Raw genomic sequence first — 24,620 nt, 5'->3', positions numbered from 1 at the left:
TTTGTTACGCGGGAGGGAAGGCTTTCAGGCTTCCACGATCTCGGCCAGGGTCCCGTCGGGCTCGAACAGGCCGCAGGCCAGGCGGCCGCCGCGGCCGCAGCCGGAATCGAGCGTCACCGCCATGCCCTCGAGCTGCAGCCCGCCGCCTGAAGGGTCATAGCCGCGGATCAGGCGGCGGAAGCCGGCATAGGGCTCGCTCAGCCCGGCGAAGCCCGCGGCCGACCACCAGAAGGCGTCACCCTGCGCGGCGAGCGGCCGGCTCGGGTCGATGCCGGCGCTGACGAACAGGATGCCGTCGTCCTCGGCAAGGCGAGGCTCGGTGAAGGCAGCCCGGCGCAGCGCGGCATAGAGCGCATTGTGGCCGGGGGCGGCGCGGATGGCTTCGCGCAGCCCGTTGGTCCAGCGGGTCAGCCGGACGGCGCCTTCGCGTGCCGCGGCCATGCCCTCCTCGGGCCGGCCGCCATAGGCGCGCAGCGTCGCCTCGACGCCCTGCGCCAGCATCCAGCGCAGCACGTCCTGCGGGTTCGGCGCGAATTGCAGCTGCAGCATCTTCTGCCACATCTCCTCCTGCGCCCCGCGCAGGAAGACGACGTCCTCGGCCAGCACGAAGGGGCGGGCGATCAGGGCCCGCCGCATCGACAGCACCTCGTCGACCAGCGCATGCAGCCGCTCGGACCGGCCGATCAGGTTGCCCAGATAGACCAGCCGGTCGCCGGGCTGGAACCGGGCGGCGACATGGTCGTGCAGCACGGTCAGGCGGTTGACCTCGCCATGCACGGCGCCGACGGCCCAGATCCGCCTCGGGCGGCCCAGCCGGGCGAATTTCTCGGTGTCGCGGGTCACGCGGAACGGATGGGATCTGTCATCTGCATTGCATTTTAGCGGCTCGCCCCGGTGAAACCAGCCCCTTCGGCCAACGCCGGAGCCCGAACATGGAAAAGGCGGCCCGGAGGCCGCCTTTTTCAGTATGCGAAGAGAGCGGGCTCAGGCCGCCTTCTTCAGCACCTGCTCCAGCTTCTGGGTCGCCTTGACCTCGTCGATCTTCTCGACCGCGGCCAATTCGCGCGCCAGCCGCTCCAGCGCCGCCTGGTAGATCTGGCGCTCGCTGTAGGACTGCTCCGGCTGATCGGTGGCGCGGTGCAGGTCGCGCACCACCTCGGCGATCGACACCGGGTCGCCGGAGTTGATCTTGGCCTCGTATTCCTGGGCCCGGCGGCTCCACATCGTGCGGCGCACGCGGCTGCGGCCGGTCAGGGTCTCCAGCGCGGTCTTGATCCGGTCCTTCGACGACAGCTTGCGCAGCCCGGACTTCTTGGCTTTGCCGACAGGAACCTTGAGCGTCATCCGCTCCTTCTCGAAGCTGATGGCATACAGCTGCACGGTCATGCCGCTGATGCTGTGCGTCTCCAGCGCCTCGATGCGGCCGACGCCATGCGCCGGGTACACAACGTAGTCGCCGACGTCGTACTCAAGTTCCTGAGCCATGTCTGCCAATGGAGTCACCCTCTGTGGTCGGACCCAGTGGCGTTGGCCGTAAACGGCCGCCGCCTCGCGCTTCGCCGCGCTGCTGACCGAATGTGACCTCCGCACCGAAACAGAGACGCAGAAATCGATTCCGGCCCGCATTCGGAGGGTCGGAAGTGGTCGTCAGCACCGGGAATGTGAAGCGTACTATAATACGTTGCGCTTCCGATATGAAGGCCGAGCCCGCCCTGACATGACGCTTTTTTTGCAATGCAGGCCGGCGGACTCGGCGAATCGTCAATTGCCTTCGCCCGGAGTCGCGCTGAAATGCTCGGCGAATTTGTTCTCGACCTCCTTCCAGGAGTCGGCGTCGGCGGGGGCGTCCTTCTTGCGGGTGATGTTCGGCCAGATCGTGGAGTATTCGCGATTCATCTCGCCCCACTTCTCCGCGGCATCGGCCTCGGTGTCCGGCTTGATCGCCTCGGCCGGGCATTCCGGCTCACACACGCCGCAGTCGATACACTCGTCCGGGTGGATGACCAGCATGTTTTCGCCCTCGTAGAAGCAATCCACGGGGCAGACTTCGACGCAATCCGTGTACTTGCACTTGATGCAAGCTTCACCCACAACATAGGCCATACTTAGTTTACTCCGGGTCTCCATTGGCGGCCGCCGGGGCGCCGTTGCGGGCAAGCACACGGCGGCGGGCAGCGCCGCTATCCGCGTCCGAGACGAATAGAAGCGCCGCGACTCGCCGCATCAGATTGGCTTCGAGGTCGTCGACTTTACCATCGGCAAGGATCACATCCCACAGCATTTCCACAATGCGGATGCGCGCCGGCTCATCGCAATGCTGGCGGATGGTGTGGGTCAGGGCGTGCCAGGACACGGCGCCATCGCTCGCCCGCTCGGCGTCGGTGCCCAGTTGCGCCGCCTCGAACGGRCCCAGCCGGAAGCGCCAGGCCAGCAGCGCCTGGATGCGCTCGCGCTCCGGCTCGTCCAGCGAATCATCGACCCGGGCGGCTTCCAGCAGCAGCGCGGCGACGGCACGGCGCAGCGTGGCGTCGTCGGGGATCGGCCGGGCAGCGCCGCCGCGGGCCCAGTCGAGAATGTGGTCCAGCATCGCCAAGATCTAGTCGCTGCCGCCCTTCGGCGGAAGGGCCCGGCGGTCGCGGCCGGTCGGGCGGGGGCCGCCGGATGCGGGCAGGGCGGCCTCCGGCGTCGGCGGCTGCAGGTCGCGGTACAGCGTCTGCGCCTCGCTGGCCGGGCCGCGGCGCTCGGCCAGGGACACGATCTCGATCACCCGGATGTGCCGGCCCTGGATGAAGGTCAGCACCTGGCCGGGGCGGATTGCCGCATGCGCCTTCTGGGTCGGGACGCCGTCGATGCGGATGCCGCCGCCGGCGCAGACCTTGGCCGCCAGGCTGCGGGTCTTGAAGAAGCGCGCCTGCCACAGCCACTTGTCCAGCCGCGGGCGGTCGTTTTCCTCGCGCTCAGCCATTGCGGCGCAGCTGGGCGAGCTTGGCGAAGGGGCTGTCGGCGCTGGCGGCCGTGCGCGGCAGCTGCGGCCGCCGGGCCTTCACCGGAACATAGGTCACGCGTCCCTCGTCGTCCTGGGTCGGCCGATACCCGGCCGCCTGCAGGATAGCCGGGATTTCGGCGACGGTGCAGCCGACGATCGGCGCCAGCGCCGTGTCGGCGGTCAGCCCGCCCTGGCGGCGGCGCGATTCGGCGGCATCGCGCAGCGCGTCGATGCGGTCGAGACGGATCCGCCGCGGGCCGCAGGGCACGAAGCCGGCCAGGTCCAGCGCCGCAGCGTCCTGGCCCTCTTCCACAGGCACCGAGATTCGGGCCGGGGCGGGCAGGGCGGCCGGCAGCGGCCGTCCGGCGGCGACGGCGCCCAGCAGCGCGCGCAGGGCCGTCGGCCGCGGCTTCAGCATCGGTGCCAGATAGACATGGCTCGGCCCGAATCGCACGCCGAAGCCGGACAGCTGCCTGCGGTCGGCGGCGGTCAAGGCGTGGATCAGCCCGTCCAGCGCCCGCCGCGGCTGCAGCCCCAACCCCTCGACCAGCTGGAAGGCGATGCCGCGGGCGGCGCCATCCAGTGCCGCCTCGCGCAGCCGCAGCAGCGGGCGCAGCTCCTCCGCGACGTGGTCGGCCAGGAAACGGGTCAGCCGCGCCGCCACCCGGTCGCGGCCGGCCCCGTCCAGCAGGTCGGTGTCGCGCACCTTCGCGGCAGGGGCCAGCGGCGACGGGCCAGCGGCGATCCGGCCGATGCCGATGCCGCGCCAGGAGATGACGCCGTCGGCGGCCAGGGCCAGATCCTCGTCCGGTGCTGCCTCCAGCTTGCCGACACGGCCGGCGACCTCGTCCTTCAGCGCCCGCCGCGCGGCGCTGCGGATCGCCTTCAGGTCGTCATCCTCGATGGTGGCGTCGGGATAGAAGGTGAAGCCCTCGATGGTGCCGACATGCTCGCCCTCGACCAGCACCTCACCCTTGGCGTTGACCGCGGCCAGCAGCTCGCCGCCGGCCTTCATCGACCGCACCAGCAGGGCGGTTCGGCGGTCGACGAAGCGCTGGGTCAGGCGCTCGTGCAGCGCGTCCGACAGCCGGTCCTCGACCGCGCGGGTGCGCTCCTGCCAATGGCCCGGATCGGCCATCCAGGCGCCGCGATGGGCGATGTAGGTCCAGGTCCGGATGTGGGAGATGCGGGCGATCAGCGCGTCGATGTCGCCCTCGGTCCGGTCCAGCCGGGACACCTGCTCCGCCACCCAGTCGGTGTCCAGCCGCCCGGCCATGCCGGTGGTGAGCTGGCGGAAGATCTGGCCCTGCATGCGGATATGGGCGTCGGACAGCATCTTGCGGAAGTCGGGGATCTGGCAGACCTCCCACAGCAGACGCACCGCCGCCGGGTTGCTGGCCCGGCCGGTCAACTCGGCGTCGCGCATCAAGAGGCCGAGCGACAGCTGGTCGTCCGCCTCGGCCATGCGCCGCAGCTCCGGCCGGGTCGGCCGCCGCTCCAGGCTGCGCAGCAGCCCGGGCGCGCTGCGGAAGTCGAGCTCGGCGTTGCGCCACATCACCGTCTGCAGCGGGTCGAAGCGGTGGTTCTGGACCCGGTCGACCAGCTCCTCGTCCAGGGTGCCGGCCTCGTCGGTGGTGCCGAAGGTGCCGTTGGTCATGTGCCGCCCGGCGCGGCCGGCGATCTGCGCGATCTCGGTGGCGCGCAGCCGGCGCGGGAAGCGGCCGTCGAACTTGGTCAGCCGGGCGAAGGCGACATGGTCGATGTCCAGGTTCAGCCCCATGCCGATGGCGTCGGTCGCCACCAGGTAATCGACCTCGCCCGACTGGTACAGCCCGACCTGGGCGTTGCGGGTGCGCGGGGACAGGGCGCCCAGCACCACCGCGGTGCCGCCACGCGTGCGGCGCATCAGCTCGGCGATCTCGTAGACGTCGGTGGCCGAGAACACGACGATGGCGCTGCGCGGCGGCAGGCGCGTCAGCTTGCGCATGCCGGTGTGGGTCAGCTCGGAGAAGCGGGGCCGGGTCACGAACTCCGCCTCCGGCACCAGCTTGCGGATCAGCGGGCGGATCGTCTCCGCCCCCATCACCATGGTCTCGGCATGGCCGCGGGCGTGCAGCAGCCGGTCGGTGAAGACATGGCCGCGCTCCGGATCGGCGCAGAGCTGGATCTCGTCGATGCCGAGGAAGGCGACCGGCCGGTCCAGCGGCATGCTCTCGACCGTGCACAGGAACCAGCGCGCGCCGGGCGGGATGATCTTTTCCTCGCCCGTCACCAAAGCGACATGCGCCCGTCCCTTGATCGCCACGATCCGATCGTAGTTCTCCCGGGCGAGCAGCCGGAGCGGGAAGCCGATCATGCCGCTCGCATGGCCGAGCATGCGTTCGATGGCGAGATGGGTCTTTCCGGTGTTGGTCGGGCCGAGCACGGCCGTGAGGCGCGGGCGATCACCAGCGAGATACATAAGCGACAATTGAACGCTGCCGGGTGCTAATGCAAGACTGCCGCCCCGCCTGCGGTGCGGGCGGCCATTCGTCGCAACGATATTGCCAGGGGCTCCGGTCGGACAGACGGAGAACATATGATGCGCACGCTTTCGCTGTTTGCCGCCGGCATCGCCGCTTGGGTCCTCCTGCCGGCCGCCGCCCAGGCGCAGGCAACGGCGGAAGGCGCCGACAAGATCCGCCTCGGCCTCAAGGACTGGATCGCCACCCACCTGGTCACGGCCGACAAGACGGTGGTGTTCAACTTCCAGGGGCCGATCACGGTCGAGCCCCAGGGCAAGTTCTACAAGGCGGTGATCCCGAAATCGGAGATCCTGTTCACCGCCGAGGGCGACACCGCCCGCCTGGCCCTCGACCCGGTCGAGCTGCAGCTGACGCCGCAGGAGAATGGCTGGCTGGACACGGTCGCCACCATTCCCACCACCTACCGCGTGATCCCGGACAAGGATGACGAGGGGGTCGAGGTGACGATCGGCACCCAGGCGCTGCGCGGCGTCTTCGCCCCGCAATATCACGCGTTCATGTCGCTGGACGGCAAGTTGGGCCAGATCACCGCCCGTTCGCTCAACCCGGCCGAGGCCAAGGGCTCGCTCAAGATCGACGGGCTGGTGCTGGCCGGCGACAGCAAGGCGGTCGGACCGGACACCTATGACAGCACCGGCGGCGTCACCCTCTCCGGCGTCGCCTTCGTCGACGAGAAAGGGGCGCAGCTCCTCCGCCTCGACGGCGCCACGCTCCAGGCCAAGGCGGCGGCCGCCAACATGGCGGCGCTGCGCACCTTCAGCGACAAGCTGACGGAGCTGCAGAAGCGCTACCCGCCGCAGGCCGGCGGCGAGATGCCGAAGGAATTCCTGGCCGATCTCGGGAAGGTGTTCCAGGGCACCCCGAAGCTGTTCGACGATCTCGACTTCAGCTATGGGCTGACCGGGCTGGACGTCACGCCCGGCGAGGCCGATGTCGAGAAGGTGACGCTGGCCTCGACCAGCTTCGGCGTCGGCCTCAGCGGCCTGGCCAAGAACGCCTCGACCTTCCGCGTCACCTTCGACCTGGCCCAGCTCGGCATCCAGCCGCTGCCGGAATTCGGCCAGTTCATCCCGCACAGCGCAACCGTCGACCTGGCGCTGACCAACCTGCCGAATCAGGCGCTGCTGCAGGCGCTGACCGCCATGCTCGATAGCTCGGCCACGCTCGGCCCGGACCAGGCGGCCGAGATCGCGGCCGCGCAGCTGCAGCAGGTGGTCATGAACGGTGACGGCGCGCTCGAGATCCGGTCGTTCAAGGCCGTGTCGCCGCTGACCAGCATCGACCTGACCGGCACGCTGCGGCCGAACCCGAAGGCGCCGCTGATGATGACCGGCGAAGCCACGCTGGTGGTCACCGGGATGGAAGACGCGCTGGAGGCGGCCAAGGCCGTGCCGGACGGGCAGGAGATGGTGCAGGGCCTGACCGTGCTGCAGACCATGGGCGCCCAGGACACGGTCGACGGCAAGCCGGCCCGCACCTACAAGCTGGTGGTCGGCGAGAACGGCGACATCCTGCTGAACGGAACCGATCTGAAGCCGCTGCTCGGCATGCGCTGAGGCGCGGTCGCGAGTTCGAATTGGGGGAGCGAAGCATGACACGGTCGATCTGCATCCTGCTGGGCGCTGCCCCGTTTTGGCTCGCCGGCAGCGCCCTGGCCCAGACGGCGCCGGATGCCACGGCGCTGCGCGACGGGCTGAACGAGATGCTGAAGCCGATCCTGGCCATCCAGGTACAGCAGCAGCCGCTGTTCACCGGCCCGGTCAAGGTCGAATCGGGCTGGGACGGCGCCACCGTGGTGTTCCCCGGCATCGACCTGACGCTGAAGGGCTCGGAGAAGGACGCGAAATCGGTGGCGCTGCGCTGCGACGCCCAGACCTACCGGGCGACATCGACCGGCGCCGCCACCTGGCGGCTGGAGAGCAGCCAGCCGATGAACTGCGTCGCCGAGCCGGAGGGCGAGGCCAAGGTCACCCTGACCAGCCGGGCCCTGCAGGCGCATTTCGTGGTCGACCTCGGCCAGAAGCTGTTCACCGAGGGCGAATGGCGGGCCGATGCCACCGTCCTCGCCCAGGAGGGCGAACCCGTCAAGGTCACGATCGACACCCTGTCCGGCACCAGCCAGCTCCGGCCGGCCACCGCTCCGGGCCGGCACGATGCCGTCCTCAAGATGGAGGCCCGTGGCCTCAGCGTCGTGGACGACAAGGGCGTCGAGCGCGTCACCCTCGGCCACACCGCCTATGACATGACCATGGACGGCATGGATGTGCACCAGGTCATCGCCTCCTACGGCGAGGTGATGGACGTCTATGCCGGGATGCTGGAAACCCTGACCACCTCGGGCCAGTCGCCGGCCGATCCGCAGCAGGCGGCCGGGATGCAGGCCGAGGTGATGAAGAAGATCATGGGCCCATTCAAGCAGATGATGGCGTCCTATGGCGGCGGCGGCCAGTTCGCCGGGACGATGACCGACCTGCGGATCAAGGCGCCGGAGGTGCAGGTGACGGTCGACAGCGTGCGCTTCGTCGAGGGCTATGGCGGCGTGTCCACCCCGGGCGGCGGCACCGGGGTGCTGGAGATCGAGATGGGCGGGCTGGCGCTGGCCCCGAAGCCGCCCTTCGCCGAGTGGATTCCGACCGACGCGACCATCCGGATGAATGCCAGCGGCATTCCCTGGGCCGAGGTCGGCACCGCCTATCTGACGATGATGGAGGCCTCGGCCGACCAGGCGGCGGATCCGGCCAAGGCCCAGCAGGCGATGGCGCAGTCGATGATGGAGCTGGGCGGCATCCTGCGCCGCGCCGGCAGCCGGCTCGACATCACCAGCTTCCATTTCGGCGCCCCCGAGGCGGCGATCGACCTCGGCGGCGCGGTGCAGGGCAAGGATGCGGCGGCGCATGGCGTGACCGCCGACCTCGATCTGCGCATCGTCAATCTCGACGGGCTGATCAAGTTCCTGCAGGGCCTGCCGGACGGCGCCCAGGCGGCGGCCGGCCTGTCGATGGCGCAGGTGATGGGCCGCCAGGCCACCACCAAGGACGGCCGCCCGGCGCGCGACTACGACATCGTCGTCGATGACGCCGGCAAGATCCTGGTCAACGGCACCGACCTGGCCGCGATGATGCCGAAGCAGTAATCGCCGTTCCGGAGGGGGAACCATCATGCGTCGTCTCGGGCCGATCCTGCTCGGCACCATCCCCCTCTGGCTCGCCGGTGCGGCTCTTGCACAGGCGACGCCCGAAGGCGCTGCCGCGCTGCAGAAGGGCTTGACCGGAATCCTGACTCCGACCCTGGCGACCGCCGGGCTGGGCGAGCCGATCTTCGAGGGCGGCTGGACGGTCGAGTCGGCCGGGGCGCAGTACCACGTCACCGGCCCCGCTCTGTCGCTGGCGCTGCGCGACGATGCCGACGGCCACAAGCGGGTGGTGCGGATCCGCTGCGACGGCGACCGCTACACCGCCACGGCGGGGGAGGGGGCGATCTATCGCCTCCACGGCGAGACGCCGATCCGCTGCGAGATCCGGCCGGGCGGGGACGAGCCGCCGGTGCTGCTCACCAGCCGCAGCCGCCGCGCCGAGCTGACCGTCGACCTCGCCGCGTCGCTGCTGACCGCCTCGACCGACGACTCCGAGGGCATGACCGTGACCGAGGACGGCGAGACCCGGCTCGCTATGCATCGGCTCAGCCTGACCAGCGCCACCACGCCGCATCCCGGCTCGGCGCGCCAGGACATCGGCCTGCAGCTCGAGGCGGAGGGCCTGTCCGTGGGCGATCCCGCGGCCGGCGAAGGGCTGACCCTCGGCCGGCTGCGCTATGGCGGGCGGCTCGAGGATGTCGACGCCGCGGCGCTGCGCGACCGGGTGTGGCGTCTGATCGCCTTCACCCTCGACGCCGCTCAACGCGACCCCCAGGCGCCGCAACTGCCGAATGCCGGGCGCAAGCTGGATGCGCTGCTGCGGCAGGTGCAGGGCCTGATCGGCAGCGCCTCGCAGGCCGAGCTGGTGCTGACCGATCTGCACGCCGCCGGCGACGACACCACGACCGGCTTCGAGTCGCTGACCGTCGCCGGCGGCTATCGCGGGCTCGACCGCACCGTCCCCGGCCGCGGCCTGGGCGGCGACGTGACCCTCGACCTGCGGGGATTCACCGTCGCGGATGGGCCGGGCAAGACCGATCCCGGCAGCCTCGCGATCGACCGGGTGCGGCTCTCGGGCGCGCTCGATCCCGTCGCCGGCAAGCCGACCGCCGGCACGGCCCTGGCCCTCGACGTCGAGGGGCTGTCCTTCGCCCTGACCGAGACCACCGGCGACGGTCCGTCGGAGATGGGCTTCGACTTGGCGAAGGGGCATTATGGCATGTCGGCCGACGGTCTCGACATCGCCGGCCTGATCGCCGTGATCGGCGGGTTCCAGTCGATGGTGGCGAAGCATGGCGAGGACGAGCCGCCGCCGGCGGAGCTGTCGCCCTGGTTCGCCCGGGTCCGGACGACGATCGCCGCGCTGTCGCAGTACAAGGCCGAGATCGGCCTGAGTGGCCTGCGCGTGCGCTCGCCCGATGCCAATGTCGCGGTTGGCAGCGTCGGCTACAGCGAGACCTATGTCGGGCTGGACGGCGACCGGGCCGGCTACGGCCTGCATCTGAGCATGGACGAGCTGACGCTCGACCCGGGGCTGCCCTTTGCCGACTGGGTGCCGCGCCAGGCCCGGATCGACATCGCGCTGAAGGACGTCCCCAGCCGCTCGGTCCAGGCGCTGTTCTGGGATGGGGTCGAGGCCGCCATGCAGGCCGAGATCCGGCATGACGGCGACTCGTCGCTGCCGGACGGCGACCAGGCCTTCGCCCAGGCGATGCAGCGGATCGCCGACCGCCTGCTCGCCTCCGACGCGCGTCTGTCGGTCGACAGCTTCCGCATCACCGCCCCGAAGGGCGCGATCGACCTCGGCGGCGTCGGCACGGTGGACCCGCAGGCTGTGTTCGGGGTGACCGCCCAGGCGACGCTGCGGATCGCTGGGCTCGACGAGTTCGTCAAATTCCTGCGGACCCAGCCCGACGGCGCGGGCACCGCCGCCGGCATCACCGTCTTCCAGCTGGTGGGGCGGCAGGCGAAGACGGCGGACGGGAAGGCGGCGCGCGACTACGATCTCGTGGTCGACCCCGCCGGCCGCATGCTGATCAACGGCACCGACCTCGCCGTGCTGATGCCGAAGTAGTGATACCCGTGGCCTTTGAGATCGACTCTTCGCCCCCTCCCCGTCATGGCGAGGCGCGGAGCGCCGTGGCCATCCAGAGATCGAGCCGCTGGGTCGCCACGCCCCTTCGGGGCTCGCCATGACGGGTCAATGATTCGGGCCCTGCTATGGCATGCCCGCGCTCCGTCCCGGCGATATGCTCGTGGAGATGAGACGATGACGAAGACCTCCTACCCCCTCACGCTCCCCGCTTCGGTCAAGGCCGCGGCCCCAGCGCCTGGCCCGGGAGGACGGGGTTTCGCTCAACCAATGGATCGCGGCGGCAGTGGCGGAGAAGATCGGCGCGGTCGACACCGCAGCCGTGTTCCTGCGACGCCGCGCCGGCGACGCCCGGCCGGAGGATCTGCTGCCCTTCCTCGATCGGGCTAGCGACGAGCCGCCACCGCCAGGCGACGAGCGGCTGCCGCGCTGATGCCGAAGTAGTCGCGGTTGCAGGCGATAGCAGCCGCGTCAGGGGTTGCGGCCCGCATCCGCTTTGCCCATATCGGGCGGCGACACCCAGACCCACCGGATCACCCGAGATGGACCAGCAGAAGACCGACGAAACCCTGACCTTCCAGGCCGAAGTCAGCCGCCTTCTCGATATCGTGGCGCATTCGCTGTACAGCCAGAAGGAGGTGTTCCTCCGCGAGCTGATCTCGAATGCCTCCGATGCCTGCGACCGGCTGCGCTACGCCGCGATCACGGCGCCCGAGCTTTCGGCCGGCGACGCCGACTACCGCATCACCCTGGCGGTCGATCCGGCCGCCCGCACCTTGACCATCGCCGACAACGGCATCGGCATGGGGCGTGAGGAGCTGGTCGGCAATCTCGGCACCATCGCCCGGTCCGGCACCCGCGCCTTCGTCGAGACGCTGTCGGGCGACGCCAAGAAGGATGTCGGGCTGATCGGCCAGTTCGGCGTCGGCTTCTACTCCGCCTTCATGGTCTCGCGCGAGGTCGAGGTGTTCTCGCGCAAGGCCGGCGAGGAGCAGGGCTGGCGCTGGGTCTCCGACGGCAAAGGCGCCTTCACCGTCGGCGCGGCCGAGGATGTCGGCCGCGGCACCCGCATCGTCATGCATCTGTCGGACGGCGAGGACGAGTTCCTGTCGCCGCTCAGGCTGCGCCAGATCGTCAAGACCCATTCCGACCACATCGCCATCCCGATCGTGCTGCTGGGCGATGAGGGCAAGTCCGAGACGCTGAACCGCGCCTCGGCGCTGTGGACCCGGCCCAAGGCCGAGATCACGGCGGAGGAGTACAAGGAGTTCTATCACCACGTCGCCCACGCCTTCGACGAGCCGTGGCTGACCGCGCATTGGAAGGCGGAAGGGGCGATCGAGTACAGCTCGCTGCTGTTCGTGCCGACCAGCCAGCCCTTCGACCTGTGGGAGCCGGAGCGCAAGCACCGGGTCAAGCTGTATGTCCGCCGGGTGTTCGTGACCGAGGCGGCGGAAGGGCTGATCCCGCCCTATCTGCGCTTCCTGCGCGGCGTGATCGATAGCGAGGACCTGCCGCTCAACGTCAGCCGCGAGATGTTGCAGTCGAACCCGACCGTGACCAAGATCCGCCAGGGCGTGACCAAGAAGGTGCTGGCCGAGCTCGGCCGCAAGGCCAAGGACGATGCCGAGGCCTACGGCACGTTCTGGACCGCCTTCGGCGCGGTGCTGAAGGAAGGGATCTATGAGGACCGCGAGCAGCGCGACGCCCTGCTGCCGCTGCTGCGCTTCCGCTCGACCCGAAGCGAGAAGACGGGGGGCGACGGGCTGGTCAGCCTGGAGGAGTATGTCGGCCGGATGCGGCCGGGCCAGGACGAGATCTGGTACATCACCGGCGACGACGCGGCGGCGCTGGCCCGCTCGCCCCAACTCGAGGGCTTCCGCGCCCGCGACATCGAGGTGCTGCTGCTGACCGACCCGGTCGACGAGTTCGCGGTGCCCTCGCTCGGCGAGTTCCAGGGCAAGCCGTTCAAATCCGCCACCCGCGGCGGCGCCGACCTGTCGAAGATCGAGGCCCCGGCCGAGGCGCCGAAGCCCGAGGCCGGCGAGGGCATGGACGCGCTGGTCGCAGCGCTGAAGCTGGCGCTGGCCGACCAGGTCAAGGATGTCCGCGCCTCGCAGCGCCTGACCGACAGCGCCGTCTGCCTGGTCGCCGATGAGGGCGACACCGACCTGCATCTGGAGCGGCTGCTGAAGCAGCACCGGCGGGTCGATGCCAGCTCGAAGCGCATCCTCGAGGTCAATCCCGGCCATCCGCTGATCCGCCGCCTGGCCGAGCGCGCCGCGGCCCAGGATCCGGCGCTGGAGGATTGCGCCTTCCTGCTGCTGGACCAGGCCCGGATCATCGAGGGCGAACCGCTGCCCGACCCCGCCGCCTTCTCCCGCCGCCTGGCCGATGCTTTGGTGCGCGGCCTGGCGGCTTAGGGCGCCTGTCGCCGGCCCCTCCCGCGCGCGGGAGGGGCAACCCATTGTTCTGTCGGCGGAAACACGGTCGCAATAGAGTTAACTGCGCCTCTCGTTCATGCTATGTTCTATGAACAAGGCGCAGACCGATTCGGCCACCGAGGCCTCGGCCGCTCCGCAGGAGGAGCGGGCGGCGGATCTGTGCGTGGTGGCGGAGCTGGTCGAGATCCAGATGTCGATCGCCCGGGCGACGCAGCGGGAGGCGCTGCAGGCGCCGCAGCCCGGGGTCGATTACTGCCAGCGGATCGCCACCGTCTCGCGCGCCGTGCGGCTGACCCTGCTGCTCAAGGACAAGCTGTCGCGGCAGGCCGCCGAGCGGCGCAAGGCCGCGGCGCAGCGCGAGGCGGCGCAGGAGGACTGGCACGCGCTGCGGGTCCGGCTGGCGATGATGGCGGCCGCCTCTGAGGTGTCCAAGGACGAGGAGGAGGCCGACCGCCGCGCCGACGAGGTCTGCGAGCGGCTGGAGCGGCCGGAGGTGGCGGAGCTGGTGGAAGCCAGCCGGGCCGAGGTCGCGGTGGCGGCGTTGTGCCGGCGCTGGGGCTATCCGGTGCAGGTGAAGCAGTGGCTGGAGATGGCCGACGAGGCCCTGGAGGAGCTGGGCTTCATTCCGCCGGAGGACGGCGAGGACGACGAGGATCCGCCCGAGCCCCGCTCGGCTGCTCCCGGCCGCCGCAAGCCGCCGGACACGGGCTGACCGCGTAGGTTGGGTTCGCGCTTTGCGAACCCAACATGTCGCCGCCGTCGCGGCCCTGATCCTGTTGGGTTCGCTGCCGCGAACCCAACCTACGAGAACCGGATTGTTTTGCCTCTCCCGTCCTGCGGGAGGGGCCGGAGGCGCTTGCGCCTCCGGCTGAAGGCTCTTCGTCGAGCCCGCTTTCTCCCCGCCGGCGTCCAGGACGCTCGGCCTCAATTCATCCCGCTAGTACAGGCCGCCGGTGCCGGTCAGCGCATCCTGGCTGGTCTCGCCGAAGGTGTCGGCGACCGGGGCCGGGCCGGGCTCGGTGCCGGGGCGGAACGCCTCCATGATCACATCCGACCCGCCCGGCTCCGCCGAATAGCCGCTGCGGCGGTCGACATAGGCGAAGCTGACGCCGGACGGTACCGCGAAGGCACCGGGGTCTTCCCCGGCCAGCGCGTCCTTGATGAAGTCGCTGAAGATCGGCACCGCGATCGAACCGCCGGTGGCGCCGGCGCCCAGGCTGCGCGGCTTGTCGTAGCCGACATAGATGCCGACCGCCAGCCGCGGCGAGAAGCCGACGAACCAGACGTCGTTCGAATCATTGGTGGTGCCGGTCTTGCCGGCCAGCGGCAGGCCCAGCCCGGCCAGGCGGGCGGCGGTGCCGCGCTGGGTGACGCCCTGCAGGATCGAGATCATCTGGTAGTTGGCGATCGGGTCGTCCAGCACCTGCCCGCGCGGCTGCGCCGGCGCCGGCTGTCCGGTCCAGCCGGTGACGGCGCAGGGGATGCAGTCGGCCCGCTCCGGCCCCGTCACGCCCGGCTGCCGCAGGCTGCGGCCGTCGCGGTCCTGCACCCGCTCGATCAGATAAGGGCTGATCTGGTAGCCGCCATTGGCGATGGTGGCATAGGCCGTGGTCAGCTTCAGCGGCGTGGTCTCGCCGGCGCCCAGGCCCATCGCCGGATACAGCGGCATGTTCTGGTAGATGCCGAAGGTCTCCGCCGTCTCCTTGACCGGCTGCAGCCCCATCTCGACCAGCAGGCGCACGGTCATGACGTTGCGCGAGCGCTCGACGCCGGAGCGCAGCGTGGCCAGGCCGATGAAGCCGCCGCCATAGTTGCGCGGCCGGTAGCGGGTGGCGCCCTGGCCCTGGTCGACCGTGATCGGGGTGTCGTAGATCAGGCTGGACGGGGTGTAGCCGTGCTGCAGCGCCGAGAGATAGACGAAGGGCTTGAAGGCCGAGCCCGGCTGGCGCTGCGCCTGGGTGGCGCGGTTGAACTCGCTGAGCGAGAAGTCGAAGCCGCCCGACATCGCCAGCACCTTGCCGGTGAACGGGTCGATGGCGACCAGCGCGCCCGACACCTCCGGCACCTGGCGCAGCGAATAGGCGGCGACCTGCGGCCCGGACGTCTTGGCCGGCTGCACCCAGATCACGTCGCCCTTGGCCAGCACGTCGTCGGCGCCGCCGACCTGCCGGCCGACGCGGCCGTTCTCGACCCGGCGGGCCCAGGTCATGTCGGCACGGTCGATGCGGCCCTGGCTGCCGTCCTCGAGACCGATGGTGGCGGCCTGGCGGTCGACCTCCAGCACCACAGCCAGGGTCCAGCCGTCGATCTGGCCCGGCCGGTCAATGCCGGTCAGGAAGCGCTGCCACACCGGGCGGTTATCTTTGGGCGCGGCGGTCGGGGCGACCGCGGGGGCGGCCTGCTGCTGGTCCGGTACGTGCACGCCCATCGCCGACAGGGCGCCGAGCAGCCGGCCCTGCTGTGCCGGGGGCGGCGTAGCCGGCTGGGCCGCCGCCTGGGCGGCCTCGGCCTGTGCCACCGCCTGGGCCGAAGCCGGCAGGTCGAGCATCGCCGAGATGTTGGTGATCGGCCCGCGCCAGCCGCGGTTGCGGTCGAAGCGCTCGAGCCCGGCGCGCAGCGCCCGGTCGGCGAAGAGCTGCAGCCGTGGGTCCAGCGTGGTGCGCACCGCCAGCCCGCCGCTATAGAGCTGGTCGTTGCCGAAGGATTTGCGCAGCGACCGGCGCACTTCCTCGGCGAAATAGGGGGCGTGGACCGTCTCCAGCGGCGCCTGGGCACGCACCGCCAGCGGCTCGGCCTTGGCGGCCGCCGCCTGCTCGGCGGTGATGGCGCCGTCCTGGGCCATGCGGTCCAGCACGTAGTCGCGGCGGGTGCGGGCGGCCTCGGGCCGGGTCACCGGGTTGTAGTTGTTCGGCGCCTTCGGCAGTGCCGCCAGATACGCCGCCTCGGACAGCGACAGCTCGGCCGGCGGCTTGCCGAAATAGCGGGCCGAGGCCGCGCCGACGCCATAGGCGCCGCGGCCGAGATAGATCTCGTTGAGGTACAGCTCCAGGATCTGGTCCTTGGAGAAGTCGTGCTCGATCTCGAAGGCCAGGATCAGCTCGCGCACCTTGCGCAGGGCGCTGACCTCGTTGGTCAGCAGCAGGTTCTTGGCCACCTGCTGGGTGATGGTCGAGCCGCCCTCGAGCCGCCGGCCATGCCGCAGGTTCTTGATGTTGGCCACCATGGCGCGGGCCAGGCCGGCCGGGTCGACGCCGTGATGGCGCCGGAAATTCTGGTCCTCGGCCGAGATGAAGGCCTGCACCAGATAGGGCGGCAGGGCCGACAGCGGCACCACCACCCGGTTCTCGACATAGTACTCGCGCAGCAGCGACCCGTCGGCGGCATAGATCCGGGTGGTCTCGGGCGGCTGATAGGCGGCGAGCTGGCTGGCGTCAGGCAGGTGCAGCTCGGGTCCGGCGGTGGTGACCAGGAGCTTCAGCAGGACGGCGGCGACGGAAAAGCTGGCGGACATGCGGGCGGTTCATTGATCCCAGGGCGTCTCTTACTAAACGTTCGGCCGGCGAATCGGAAACGCCTTCTTCTGGACGAGGCCATGCCGAAGCAGCTTGGAATAAAATAGGCCGGTGCGGCGTACTGGCCATGCCCCTTCATCCGTGGCGCAGGGCATGGGATCATGGCGGCATGAACCCGATGGTCCTCCTGTTGTCGCTCGCCCTGCTGGGCTGGTGGTACGTCGCGGTGCCGCTGCAGGTCATCGTCGCGGCCGTGGCCATCGCCCGCGGCCGCTGGCGGCTGGCCGTGTTCAGCCTGACCGCACTGGCCGTCGCGATCGCCCTGGTCGCGGCCGCGCGGGCGGTGGTCGACTGGCATCCGGAGGGATTCGGCCAGGTCGGGCTGGTGTTGCCCAGCGGCCATTCGGCCCTTGTCGTGGTCACGGTGACGACGCTGGCGGCGCTGGTCTGGCCGCGCTGGTCGCCGGGGCGCATCGCGGCCGCGGCGGGGCTGATCCTGGCCGTCGCCGTCGTCATGGTGACCCTGGGCGGGCATACGGTCGGGGACGTGCTGGTCGGGCTGGCGCTGGGCGGCGTCTCGGTCTTCACGGCCAGGACCGTTTCACGTCTCCGCCGGCCGCGCCGGCTGGCGCCGGCGTGACGGCCCAATAGTTCGGCCACAGGCCGGGCGTCGCCAGCTCGATGACGTGGCCGTCCGGGTCGGAGAAGTACAGGCTGGTGCCGCCGCGCGGCCAGGCCATCTCGCCGGTCAGGGCCACGCCGGCCTCGGCCAACCGGGCGCGCCAGGCGGCCAGATCCTGCACGGCGAAGGCCATGTGCAGCCGCCCCGTGCCCTCATGCCCCGGGATGGTGCCGCCGGCCTCGACCACATCCGCCGAGGTGGCGCCGGCGAGGAACAGCAGCAGCACGCCCTGGCGGCCGGCATCCAGCGCCACCAGCCGCGGGCTGCGCAGCATCACGCCCAGGCCCAGCACCCGCTCGTAGAAGGCGGCGGCACGGTCCAGGTCGGCGACGTACAGCGAGGTCTCCAGCAGCCCGTCGATGCGCGGCGCGGCGGTCATAGCGCCGACGCCGTCACTCATCCGTCAGGCGGATCACCACATCGACCCGGGCGATGCGGGTGCCGGCCGGCGCCTTGGGCAGGGCCGAGACCACCACCGCCTCGCCATGGACGTCGCGCAGCTCGCCCGTCGCCTCATGGTAGAAGTGATGATGGTCGCGGATGTTTGTGTCGAAATAGGACCGGCCGGCCTCGACCACCACCTCGCGCAGCAGCCCGGCCTCGGTGAACTGGTGCAGGGTGTTGTAGACGGTGGCCAGCGCCATGGCCCGGCCGGCGGCCAGCGCCTCGCCATGCAGCGCCTCGGCGGTGACGTGGCGGTCGCCGCCGTCGAACAGCAGCTGGGCCAGCGCCACGCGCTGGCGCGTCGGCCGCAGACCCGCCTCGAGCAGCCGGTCGACCGGGACGGTGTCGTGGGCGTCCGTCATTCTGGTCCTGCAATGATCCCCTCCGCACCATAATCTGTGCGGCTGTCGGGAACAACACCCCGGCGCCGGGGATCGATCCGCGTCCCGCTGAGAGACCGTTTGGAAATGCGCTGGCGTGAGTCGGATGGCGGTGGTTTCGAGAACCGGAGCGCAGCGCACGTTGGTGCGTGAGCACCGGAAGCGCAGAAACCGCCGTCAGACGGCCGCGCCAGTAGCATTTACGAATGGTCTCTCACATCATCTGGTAGTTCGGGCCCCCACCGCCCTCCGGCACGGTCCAGACGATGTTCTGCTTCGGATCCTTGATGTCGCAGGTCTTGCAGTGCACGCAGTTCTGCGCGTTGATTACGAAGCGCGGGTCGCTGCCGTCCTCGGCGCGAACCACCTCGTACACCCCGGCCGGGCAGTAACGCTGCGCCGGCTCGTCGAACACCTTCAGGGTATAGGCGATCGGGACGGACGGGTCCTTCAGCCTCAGATGCGACGGCTGGTTCTCCTCGTGGTTGGTGTTCGACAGATACACCGAGGAGAGGCGGTCGAAGGTGATCACCCCGTCCGGCTTCGGATAGTCGATCTTCTTCGACTGCGCGGCCGGGCGCAGCGTCTCGTTGTCGGGATGCTTGTGGCGCAGGGTCCAGGGCAGCTTGCCGCGGGTCCACAGCTCGATGCCGGAATACAGCGTGCCCAGGATCGTGCCCCAGCGGAAGGCCGGGCGGCAGTTGCGCACCACCGTCAGCTCCTGCCACACCCAGCTGGCCTTCAGCCGCTCCGGATAGGCGGTGACCTCGTCATGGCCCTCGCGGCCTTCGGCCAGGGCGTCGAACACCGCCTCGGCGCAGACCATGCCGCTCTTCATCGCGGTGTGGTTGCCCTTGATCCGCGGCACGTTGACGAAGCCGGCGGAGCAGCCGATCAGGCAGCCGCCCGGGAAGGTCAGCTTCGGGATCGACTGCAGCCCGCCCTCATTGATGGCGCGGCCGCCATAGGCCAGGCGCTTGCCGCCCTCCAACACCGGGCGGACCAGCGGATGGGTCTTGAAGCGCTGGAACTCCTCGAACGGCGACAGATACGGGTTCTTGTAGTCGAGCGCGACGACATAGCCGATCGAGACCAGGTTCTCGCCGAAATGGTACATCCAGCTGCCGCCATAGGTCTCGTTGTCCAGCGGCCAGCCGAAGCCGTGCTGCACCAGGCCGCGCCGGTGCTTCTCCGGCTTTACCTCCCACAGCTCCTTCACGCCCAGGCCGAAGGTCTGCGGGTCGCAATCGGCGCGCAGATTGAAGCGCTCCATCAGGATCTTGGCCAGCGACCCGCGCACGCCCTCGCCGATCAGGGTGTATTTGGCGTGCAGCTCCATGCCCGGCGTGTAATTGCCGGTGTGCTCGCCGTCCTTGCCGATGCCCATGTCGCCGGTGGCGACACCCTTGACCGATCCGTCCTCGTGGTACAGCACCTCGGCCGCGGCGAAGCCGGGATAGATCTCGACCCCCAGCGCCTCGGCCTGCTGCGCCAGCCAGCGCGTCACCAGCCCCATGCTGACGATGTAGTTGCCGTGGTTGTGCAGTTCCTTCGGCAGCCCGAAATTGGGCAGGCGGAAGCTGCTGACCCCGGTGAAGTAGTGGAATTCGTCCTGCGCCACCGGGGTGTCCAGCGGCGCGCCCTGCTCCTTCCAGTCCGGGATCAGCTCGTTCAGGGCGCGCGGGTCCAGCACTGCACCCGACAGGATGTGGGCGCCGACCTCCGACCCCTTCTCCAGCACGCAGACGCTGACCTCGCGCCCGGTCTCCGCCGCCTTCTGCTTCAGCCGGATCGCCGCCGCGAGGCCCGCCGGCCCCGCGCCCACGATCACGACGTCGTACTCCATCGATTCGCGTTCCATCGCGCGTCCCTGTCGTTCGGTTGGCGGCATGCTACAGAAATGCATCCTTGGAATCGAATGGCCGATCATGTCGCGCCGGCTTTGGCTCCGGTTGCGACGCGCCAGGGCCCCGCCGACGCTGCGGCAGGGTGTTGACAGGCCGGGCGGTGCCGCGGCTTCTAGCGCATGGACAGGATCAGCGAATCAGCCGTGCAGCCCGCCGAGATCATCGCCCTGCTGAGATGGTACCAGGACGCTGGCGTCGACGAGACGATCGGCGAGGATCCGGGCGCGCTCGGCCGCCCTCGCAGGGCCGCGGCGCCGGCGGCGCCGATCCAGATGGCACCGCCGCCGCAGCCGGTCCAGCCTGTCCCCGCCCAGCCCGTTCGCGTGGTCGGTGCCGGCGCGGTGCTGCCGGGCAGCGACGCCGCCACCGGCGACGCCCGCCGCATCGCCGCGGGGTGCCATACGCTAGAGGAGCTGGCCGCGGCGCTGGCCGCCTTCGACGGCTGCGGGCTGAAGGCCACGGCCACCCAGATGGTGTTCGCCGACGGCAACCCCGACTCCGACATCATGATCGTCGGCGAGGCGCCGGGGGCGGAGGAGGACCGGCTGGGCAAGCCCTTCGTCGGCCAGTCCGGCAAGCTGCTGGACCGCATGCTGGCGGCGATCGGGCTGGACCGCACCACCGTCTACATCTCCAACATCGTCAACTGGCGCCCGCCCGGCAACCGCCAGCCCAACGCGGCGGAGATCGCGATCTCGCTGCCCTTCATCGAGCGCCACATCGCGCTGATGCAGCCGAAGATCCTGCTCTGCGCCGGTGGCACCTCGGCCGCGGCGCTGCTGGCGACGCGTGAGGGCATCACCCGGATCCACGGCCGCTGGTACGACCGGTCTTTTCCGGACTTGGCCGCCCCGGTGCCGACCATGCCGATCTACCACCCCGCCTTCATCCTGCGGCAGCCGGGCATGAAGCGCGACGTCTGGCGCGACCTGCTGGTGCTGAAGCACCGGATGAAGGAACTGGGCTGCGGCGTCGCGTCCGCCGGCTGAATACCGTTTTACTTTTCCCGGCGCCCCGCCTCGGCTAGCTTGGCCGCTTCGTTCGACCACCGCTTGGGGGGACGCATGCCGGGCCGGATCGACGAGACGCGTCCGTTCGTCGCCGTCAACATCGCATTGCTGACCGTGTCCGACACGCGCAGCGCCGCCGACGACAAGTCCGGCGACACGCTGGCCGAGCGCATCGCCGCGGCCGGCCACACCGTGCGCGACCGGCGCATCGTCAAGGACGACCAGGCGGCGATCGAGGCGCAGCTGGGGGCCTGGATCGCCGATCCCGAGATCGACACGGTGATCGCCACCGGCGGCACCGGCGTCACCGGCCGCGACGTGACGCCGGAGGCGTTCCACGCGGTCTATGAGAAGCACATCCCCGGCTTCGGCGAGCTGTTCCGCTGGCTGTCCTACGACAAGATCGGCACCTCGACGATCCAGAGCCGGGCGACCGCGGGCGTCGCCGGCGGCACCTATCTGTTCGCGCTGCCAGGCTCGCCCTCCGCCTGCCGCGACGCCTGGGACCTGATCCTGAAGGACCAGCTCGACAACCGGTTCCGGCCCTGCAATTTCGTCGAGCTGATGCCGCGCCTCCGCGAGAAATGACCATGAACGTCCTCCTCCGCGCCGGCCGGCTGGCCGCCTTCGCCTGTCTTCTCGTGGTGGCCGCCTGCGTGGCGCCGGGCAACGGCACCCGGCCCACGTCGCCGGGCGCCAACCTGGCCCAGCTGCAGCCGCAACCGACCAGCGGCTGCGGCCTTCCCGCCGCGGAAGGGCGGCTGTCGCTGAAGTTCCAGGGCGCGTCCTGGCGCTACATCGTCGACCTGCCGCCCGGCTACGACAAATCCGTGCCCACCCGGCTGATCCTGGCCTTCCATGGCCGCACCGGCACGGCCGAGAAGGTGCGAACCTATTTCGACCTGGAAGGCCCGGCGGCGCGGCCGGCGATCGTGGTCTATCCGCAGGCGCAGGGTGGCTGGGGCGGCCGGGCGGACCGCGACATGGCCTATGTCGACACCCTGCTGGCCCGGCTGAAGGCGACGCTCTGCGTCGACCAGAACCAGATCTTCGCCGCCGGCCATTCGATGGGCGGCAGCTTCGTCAACGACCTGTCCTGCGGCCGCGCCGGGGTGTTCCGCGCCACCGCCGTGGTGGCCGGCGGCATCGGCAGCGTCCGGCCCTGCCAGGGGCAGGTGGCGGCGATCCTGCTGCACAACCCGAAGGACAACATGGTGCCCTACAGCCAGGGCATCATCGAGCGCGACAAGCGCATCGCCCAGAACCGGCTGACCGCCACGCCGGTCGACGCCAGCGCCACCTTCCGCTGCAAGCGTTGGGGCAAGTCCGGCATCGGCGACCCGGTGGTGTTCTGCGACCTGCCCTCGACCTTCAACCGCAGCCGGCCCTATGCGCATGGCTGGCCGGACGGCACCGGGCCCGCGATCACCGGCTTCTTCGACCGGGTCACCGACCAGCGGATTCAGTTGACAGAGCGACCCCCGGCCCCTTAGGTGGGGGCATGGTGATCCGGCTAAGCACGCTTCGACTTATCTGATCGACGCCCAGAGGGGCGTCGAACCGAAGCTGCTGCGACCCTTTTCCGGATCCTCTCCATGGCCCCCGACCGATCGTCCCGACAGGCCTTCTCCCGCACCTTCCGGGACAGCTTCCGACTTATCACCGGCCGCTGAGCGGCGCATCGCGCGCCCGGCGGCCCTTTGGCGCATCCATGTCATGCGCCCGTCGTCGTTTCGCCCTATCCTTTGGTCCGGCCGCGCGCCGGCCGGTGCGAGAGAGAAATCCGATGTCCGTGATGTCACCCAAACCCGGAATGCCGATCGACAAGTATCGCCCGGTGCAGACCGTGGCGCTGACCGACCGGCAATGGCCGAACCGCGTCATCGACCGCGCCCCGATCTGGTGCTCGGTCGATCTCCGCGACGGCAACCAGGCGCTGATCGAGCCGATGGGGACCGACCGCAAGCAGCGCATGTGGGACCTGCTGGTCGGCCTGGGCTTCAAGGAGATCGAGGTCGGCTTCCCCGCCGCCTCGCAGACCGATTTCGACTTCGTCCGCCACCTGATCGACAACAACCTGATCCCCGACGGCGTCACCATCCAGGTGCTGACCCAGTCGCGGGACGAGCTGATCCGCCGCACCTTCGATGCGATCCGCGGCGCCAGGCGGGCGATCGTCCATCTCTACAACTCGACCTCGACGCTGCAGCGCCGGGTGGTGTTCGGCCTCGACCGCGACGGCATCACCGAGATCGCGGTGCGAGGGACGAAGCTGATCAAGGAGCTGGTGCCGACGGTGCCGGAGACCGAGATCGTGTTCCAGTACTCGCCGGAAAGCTTCACCGGCACCGAGCTGGACTATGCCCGCGACATCTGCGGCGCCGTGCTCGACGCCTGGCAGCCGACGCCGGACCGGAAGGCGATCCTCAACCTGCCGGCGACGGTGGAGATGGCGACGCCGAACGTCTATGCCGATCAGATCGAGTGGTGCCACCGCAACTTCGCCCGGCGCGACAGCTTCATCCTGTCGGTGCATCCGCACAACGACCGCGGCACCGGCATCGCCGCGACCGAGCTGGCGCTGATGGCCGGCGCCGACCGGGTTGAGGGCACGCTGTTCGGCAATGGCGAGCGCACCGGCAATGTCGACATCGTCACCCTGGGGCTGAACATGTTCACCCAGGGCGTCAACCCTGAGCTCGACCTGCACGATATCGGCGAGATCGTGCGCACCGTCGAATACTGCAACCAGCTGCCGGTCCATCCGCGCCACCCCTATGGCGGCGAGCTGGTGTTCACCGCCTTCTCAGGCTCGCACCAGGACGCGATCAAGAAGGGCTTCGCGGCCATGGAGAAGAGCAACAGCGGGCTGTGGGAGGTGCCGTATTTGCCGATCGACCCGCAGGACATCGGCTGCAGCTACGAGGCGGTGATCCGGGTCAACAGCCAGTCCGGCAAGGGCGGCGTCGCCTATCTGCTGCTGACCGACCACGGCCTCGACCTGCCGCGCAAGCTGCAGGTGGAGTTCAGCCAGGTGATCCAGAAGCTGGCCGACGAGACCGGCAAGGAGATCTCGTCCAAGGTGATCTGGCACGAGTTCGAGCAGGAGTACCTGACCCCGGGCCGGGTCGAGGTGACCGGCCACACCACGCTGCCGACCGGCCGCGGCGAGCGCCACATCGAGGCGCAGGTCAAGATCGACGGGGTTGAGAAGACCATCCGGGGCGAGGGCAACGGCCCGCTCAACGCCTTCGTCGACGCGCTGCGGCGCGAGACCGGGGTCGATGTCGACATCGCCGACTACCGCGAGCACGCCCTGCGCAGCGGCTCCGACTCGGCCGCCGCGACCTATGTCGAGGCGCGGGTCGGCGGCAGGACGCTGTTCGGCGTCGGCATCGACAGCAACATCGTCATGGCCTCGCTCAAGGCCGTGGCCAGCGCGGTCAACCGCGGCGTCCGCAAGGGCGCGGCCTGAGGTCAAAGGCCCCCTTCCCCAGCCGGGAGG

General features: G+C 70.1%; 21 protein-coding genes. 11 read left to right on the top strand and 10 right to left on the bottom strand.

Translation table 11 applies throughout. The features are described from left to right. Positions 1 to 24: 24 nt before the first annotated feature. The 6 genes from AB4Z01_RS22150 to AB4Z01_RS22125 all read right to left on the bottom strand — a co-directional run bounded on the left by AB4Z01_RS22150 (position 25) and on the right by AB4Z01_RS22125 (position 5,447). Positions 25 to 843 (bottom strand): hypothetical protein, encoded by an 819-nt coding sequence (locus tag AB4Z01_RS22150; RefSeq protein ID WP_441697644.1) that lies wholly within the window; start codon positions 841 to 843, stop codon positions 25 to 27. Between the two features lie 141 nt (positions 844 to 984). Then, on the bottom strand, positions 985 to 1,485 hold the full coding sequence (locus tag AB4Z01_RS22145) for a CarD family transcriptional regulator (RefSeq protein WP_138887935.1): 501 nt from the start codon (positions 1,483 to 1,485) through the stop codon (positions 985 to 987). A 276-nt stretch (positions 1,486 to 1,761) separates the two neighbouring features. Next, positions 1,762 to 2,103 carry a ferredoxin FdxA gene (gene fdxA / locus AB4Z01_RS22140; RefSeq protein ID WP_441697642.1) on the bottom strand — a complete coding sequence of 114 codons (342 nt, stop codon included), beginning with the start codon at positions 2,101 to 2,103 and terminating at the stop codon, positions 1,762 to 1,764. A 7-nt stretch (positions 2,104 to 2,110) separates the two neighbouring features. Beyond that, on the bottom strand, positions 2,111 to 2,587 hold the full coding sequence (locus AB4Z01_RS22135) for a TerB family tellurite resistance protein (RefSeq protein WP_441697641.1): 477 nt from the start codon (positions 2,585 to 2,587) through the stop codon (positions 2,111 to 2,113). 9 nt (positions 2,588 to 2,596) lie between these two features. Next, positions 2,597 to 2,965 carry an RNA-binding S4 domain-containing protein gene (locus AB4Z01_RS22130; RefSeq protein ID WP_441697639.1) on the bottom strand — a complete coding sequence of 123 codons (369 nt, stop codon included), beginning with the start codon at positions 2,963 to 2,965 and terminating at the stop codon, positions 2,597 to 2,599. After that, positions 2,958 to 5,447 carry a helicase-related protein gene (locus AB4Z01_RS22125; RefSeq protein ID WP_441697637.1) on the bottom strand — a complete coding sequence of 830 codons (2,490 nt, stop codon included), beginning with the start codon at positions 5,445 to 5,447 and terminating at the stop codon, positions 2,958 to 2,960. Before AB4Z01_RS22125 ends, AB4Z01_RS22130 begins: the two co-directional genes overlap by 8 nt. Before the next feature lie 117 nt (positions 5,448 to 5,564). On the opposite strand from AB4Z01_RS22125, the gene AB4Z01_RS22120 reads away from it, so the two are divergent. The 6 genes from AB4Z01_RS22120 (at position 5,565) to AB4Z01_RS22095 (ending at position 13,892) form a co-directional block, all read left to right on the top strand. Beyond that, positions 5,565 to 7,067 (top strand): hypothetical protein, encoded by a 1,503-nt coding sequence (locus AB4Z01_RS22120; RefSeq protein ID WP_441697635.1) that lies wholly within the window; start codon positions 5,565 to 5,567, stop codon positions 7,065 to 7,067. A gap of 35 nt (positions 7,068 to 7,102) precedes the next feature. Then, positions 7,103 to 8,644, top strand: a complete 1,542-nt coding sequence (locus AB4Z01_RS22115) for a hypothetical protein (protein WP_441697633.1) — start codon at positions 7,103 to 7,105, stop codon at positions 8,642 to 8,644. Positions 8,645 to 8,669: 25 nt separating this feature from the next. Beyond that, positions 8,670 to 10,718, top strand: a complete 2,049-nt coding sequence (locus AB4Z01_RS22110) for a hypothetical protein (RefSeq protein WP_441697631.1) — start codon at positions 8,670 to 8,672, stop codon at positions 10,716 to 10,718. Positions 10,719 to 11,022: 304 nt separating this feature from the next. Then, positions 11,023 to 11,169: a hypothetical protein gene (locus AB4Z01_RS22105; protein WP_441697630.1), complete on the top strand. Its 147-nt coding sequence runs from the start codon at positions 11,023 to 11,025 to the stop codon at positions 11,167 to 11,169. Between the two features lie 109 nt (positions 11,170 to 11,278). Next, the gene (gene htpG / locus AB4Z01_RS22100; protein WP_441697628.1) at positions 11,279 to 13,159 is read left to right on the top strand and encodes a molecular chaperone HtpG; all 1,881 of its coding nucleotides are present in this window, start codon (positions 11,279 to 11,281) and stop codon (positions 13,157 to 13,159) included. 109 nt (positions 13,160 to 13,268) lie between these two features. After that, positions 13,269 to 13,892 (top strand): hypothetical protein, encoded by a 624-nt coding sequence (locus AB4Z01_RS22095; protein WP_441697626.1) that lies wholly within the window; start codon positions 13,269 to 13,271, stop codon positions 13,890 to 13,892. A gap of 225 nt (positions 13,893 to 14,117) precedes the next feature. Here the strand turns inward: AB4Z01_RS22095 and AB4Z01_RS22090 are convergent, their stop codons facing one another. Beyond that, positions 14,118 to 16,691, bottom strand: a complete 2,574-nt coding sequence (locus AB4Z01_RS22090; RefSeq protein ID WP_441697624.1) for a penicillin-binding protein 1A — start codon at positions 16,689 to 16,691, stop codon at positions 14,118 to 14,120. A 170-nt stretch (positions 16,692 to 16,861) separates the two neighbouring features. Between AB4Z01_RS22090 and AB4Z01_RS22085 the strand changes: the two genes are divergently transcribed. Further along, a complete protein-coding gene (locus AB4Z01_RS22085) occupies positions 16,862 to 17,332 on the top strand; it encodes a phosphatase PAP2 family protein (protein WP_441697622.1) in 471 nt (156 codons plus the stop codon). Here AB4Z01_RS22085 and AB4Z01_RS22080 read toward each other — a convergent pair. The 3 genes from AB4Z01_RS22080 to AB4Z01_RS22070 form a co-directional block, all read right to left on the bottom strand. Next, complete coding sequence (locus tag AB4Z01_RS22080; RefSeq protein WP_441697620.1) at positions 17,277 to 17,774, bottom strand: VOC family protein; 498 nt, start codon at positions 17,772 to 17,774, stop codon at positions 17,277 to 17,279. The two genes, AB4Z01_RS22085 and AB4Z01_RS22080, sit on opposite strands and share 56 nt — an antisense overlap. Next, a complete protein-coding gene (gene irrA, locus AB4Z01_RS22075; protein ID WP_441697618.1) occupies positions 17,767 to 18,180 on the bottom strand; it encodes an iron response transcriptional regulator IrrA in 414 nt (137 codons plus the stop codon). The genes AB4Z01_RS22080 and irrA overlap by 8 nt, the downstream gene beginning before the upstream one ends. Before the next feature lie 232 nt (positions 18,181 to 18,412). Then, on the bottom strand, positions 18,413 to 20,059 hold the full coding sequence (locus AB4Z01_RS22070; RefSeq protein ID WP_441697616.1) for an electron transfer flavoprotein-ubiquinone oxidoreductase: 1,647 nt from the start codon (positions 20,057 to 20,059) through the stop codon (positions 18,413 to 18,415). A gap of 165 nt (positions 20,060 to 20,224) precedes the next feature. Between AB4Z01_RS22070 and AB4Z01_RS22065 the strand changes: the two genes are divergently transcribed. The 4 genes from AB4Z01_RS22065 to leuA all read left to right on the top strand — a co-directional run bounded on the left by AB4Z01_RS22065 (position 20,225) and on the right by leuA (position 24,590). After that, on the top strand, positions 20,225 to 21,094 hold the full coding sequence (locus AB4Z01_RS22065; protein WP_441697614.1) for a uracil-DNA glycosylase: 870 nt from the start codon (positions 20,225 to 20,227) through the stop codon (positions 21,092 to 21,094). 75 nt (positions 21,095 to 21,169) lie between these two features. Further along, on the top strand, positions 21,170 to 21,703 hold the full coding sequence (gene moaB / locus AB4Z01_RS22060) for a molybdenum cofactor biosynthesis protein B (RefSeq protein WP_441697612.1): 534 nt from the start codon (positions 21,170 to 21,172) through the stop codon (positions 21,701 to 21,703). Between the two features lie 2 nt (positions 21,704 to 21,705). Next, positions 21,706 to 22,608, top strand: a complete 903-nt coding sequence (locus AB4Z01_RS22055; protein WP_441697611.1) for an alpha/beta hydrolase family esterase — start codon at positions 21,706 to 21,708, stop codon at positions 22,606 to 22,608. A gap of 293 nt (positions 22,609 to 22,901) precedes the next feature. After that, a complete protein-coding gene (leuA, locus tag AB4Z01_RS22050; protein ID WP_441697609.1) occupies positions 22,902 to 24,590 on the top strand; it encodes a 2-isopropylmalate synthase in 1,689 nt (562 codons plus the stop codon). The last annotated feature ends 30 nt before the right edge of the window (positions 24,591 to 24,620 follow it).

This window comes from Inquilinus sp. YAF38 (assembly GCF_052113205.1).
Taxonomy (GTDB): domain Bacteria; phylum Pseudomonadota; class Alphaproteobacteria; order DSM-16000; family Inquilinaceae; genus Inquilinus.
Note: the sequence above shows the minus strand (reverse complement) of the source record. Positions and strands in the feature narration are given on the sequence as shown.

Excerpts from the sequence above, each read along its gene's own strand:
- AB4Z01_RS22145 (WP_138887935.1), bottom strand. The coding sequence starts at position 1,485 with ATGGCTCAGGAACTTGAGTACGACGTCGGCGACTACGTTGTGTACCCG.
- fdxA (WP_441697642.1), bottom strand. The coding sequence starts at position 2,103 with ATGGCCTATGTTGTGGGTGAAGCTTGCATCAAGTGCAAGTACACGGAT.
- AB4Z01_RS22130 (WP_441697639.1), bottom strand. The coding sequence starts at position 2,965 with ATGGCTGAGCGCGAGGAAAACGACCGCCCGCGGCTGGACAAGTGGCTG.
- AB4Z01_RS22125 (WP_441697637.1), bottom strand. The coding sequence starts at position 5,447 with ATGTATCTCGCTGGTGATCGCCCGCGCCTCACGGCCGTGCTCGGCCCG.
- AB4Z01_RS22120 (WP_441697635.1), top strand. The coding sequence starts at position 5,565 with ATGATGCGCACGCTTTCGCTGTTTGCCGCCGGCATCGCCGCTTGGGTC.
- AB4Z01_RS22115 (WP_441697633.1), top strand. The coding sequence starts at position 7,103 with ATGACACGGTCGATCTGCATCCTGCTGGGCGCTGCCCCGTTTTGGCTC.
- AB4Z01_RS22110 (WP_441697631.1), top strand. The coding sequence starts at position 8,670 with ATGCGTCGTCTCGGGCCGATCCTGCTCGGCACCATCCCCCTCTGGCTC.
- htpG (WP_441697628.1), top strand. The coding sequence starts at position 11,279 with ATGGACCAGCAGAAGACCGACGAAACCCTGACCTTCCAGGCCGAAGTC.
- AB4Z01_RS22095 (WP_441697626.1), top strand. The coding sequence starts at position 13,269 with ATGAACAAGGCGCAGACCGATTCGGCCACCGAGGCCTCGGCCGCTCCG.
- AB4Z01_RS22090 (WP_441697624.1), bottom strand. The coding sequence starts at position 16,691 with ATGTCCGCCAGCTTTTCCGTCGCCGCCGTCCTGCTGAAGCTCCTGGTC.
- AB4Z01_RS22085 (WP_441697622.1), top strand. The coding sequence starts at position 16,862 with ATGAACCCGATGGTCCTCCTGTTGTCGCTCGCCCTGCTGGGCTGGTGG.
- AB4Z01_RS22080 (WP_441697620.1), bottom strand. The coding sequence starts at position 17,774 with ATGAGTGACGGCGTCGGCGCTATGACCGCCGCGCCGCGCATCGACGGG.
- irrA (WP_441697618.1), bottom strand. The coding sequence starts at position 18,180 with ATGACGGACGCCCACGACACCGTCCCGGTCGACCGGCTGCTCGAGGCG.
- AB4Z01_RS22070 (WP_441697616.1), bottom strand. The coding sequence starts at position 20,059 with ATGGAACGCGAATCGATGGAGTACGACGTCGTGATCGTGGGCGCGGGG.
- AB4Z01_RS22065 (WP_441697614.1), top strand. The coding sequence starts at position 20,225 with ATGGACAGGATCAGCGAATCAGCCGTGCAGCCCGCCGAGATCATCGCC.
- moaB (WP_441697612.1), top strand. The coding sequence starts at position 21,170 with ATGCCGGGCCGGATCGACGAGACGCGTCCGTTCGTCGCCGTCAACATC.
- AB4Z01_RS22055 (WP_441697611.1), top strand. The coding sequence starts at position 21,706 with ATGAACGTCCTCCTCCGCGCCGGCCGGCTGGCCGCCTTCGCCTGTCTT.
- leuA (WP_441697609.1), top strand. The coding sequence starts at position 22,902 with ATGTCCGTGATGTCACCCAAACCCGGAATGCCGATCGACAAGTATCGC.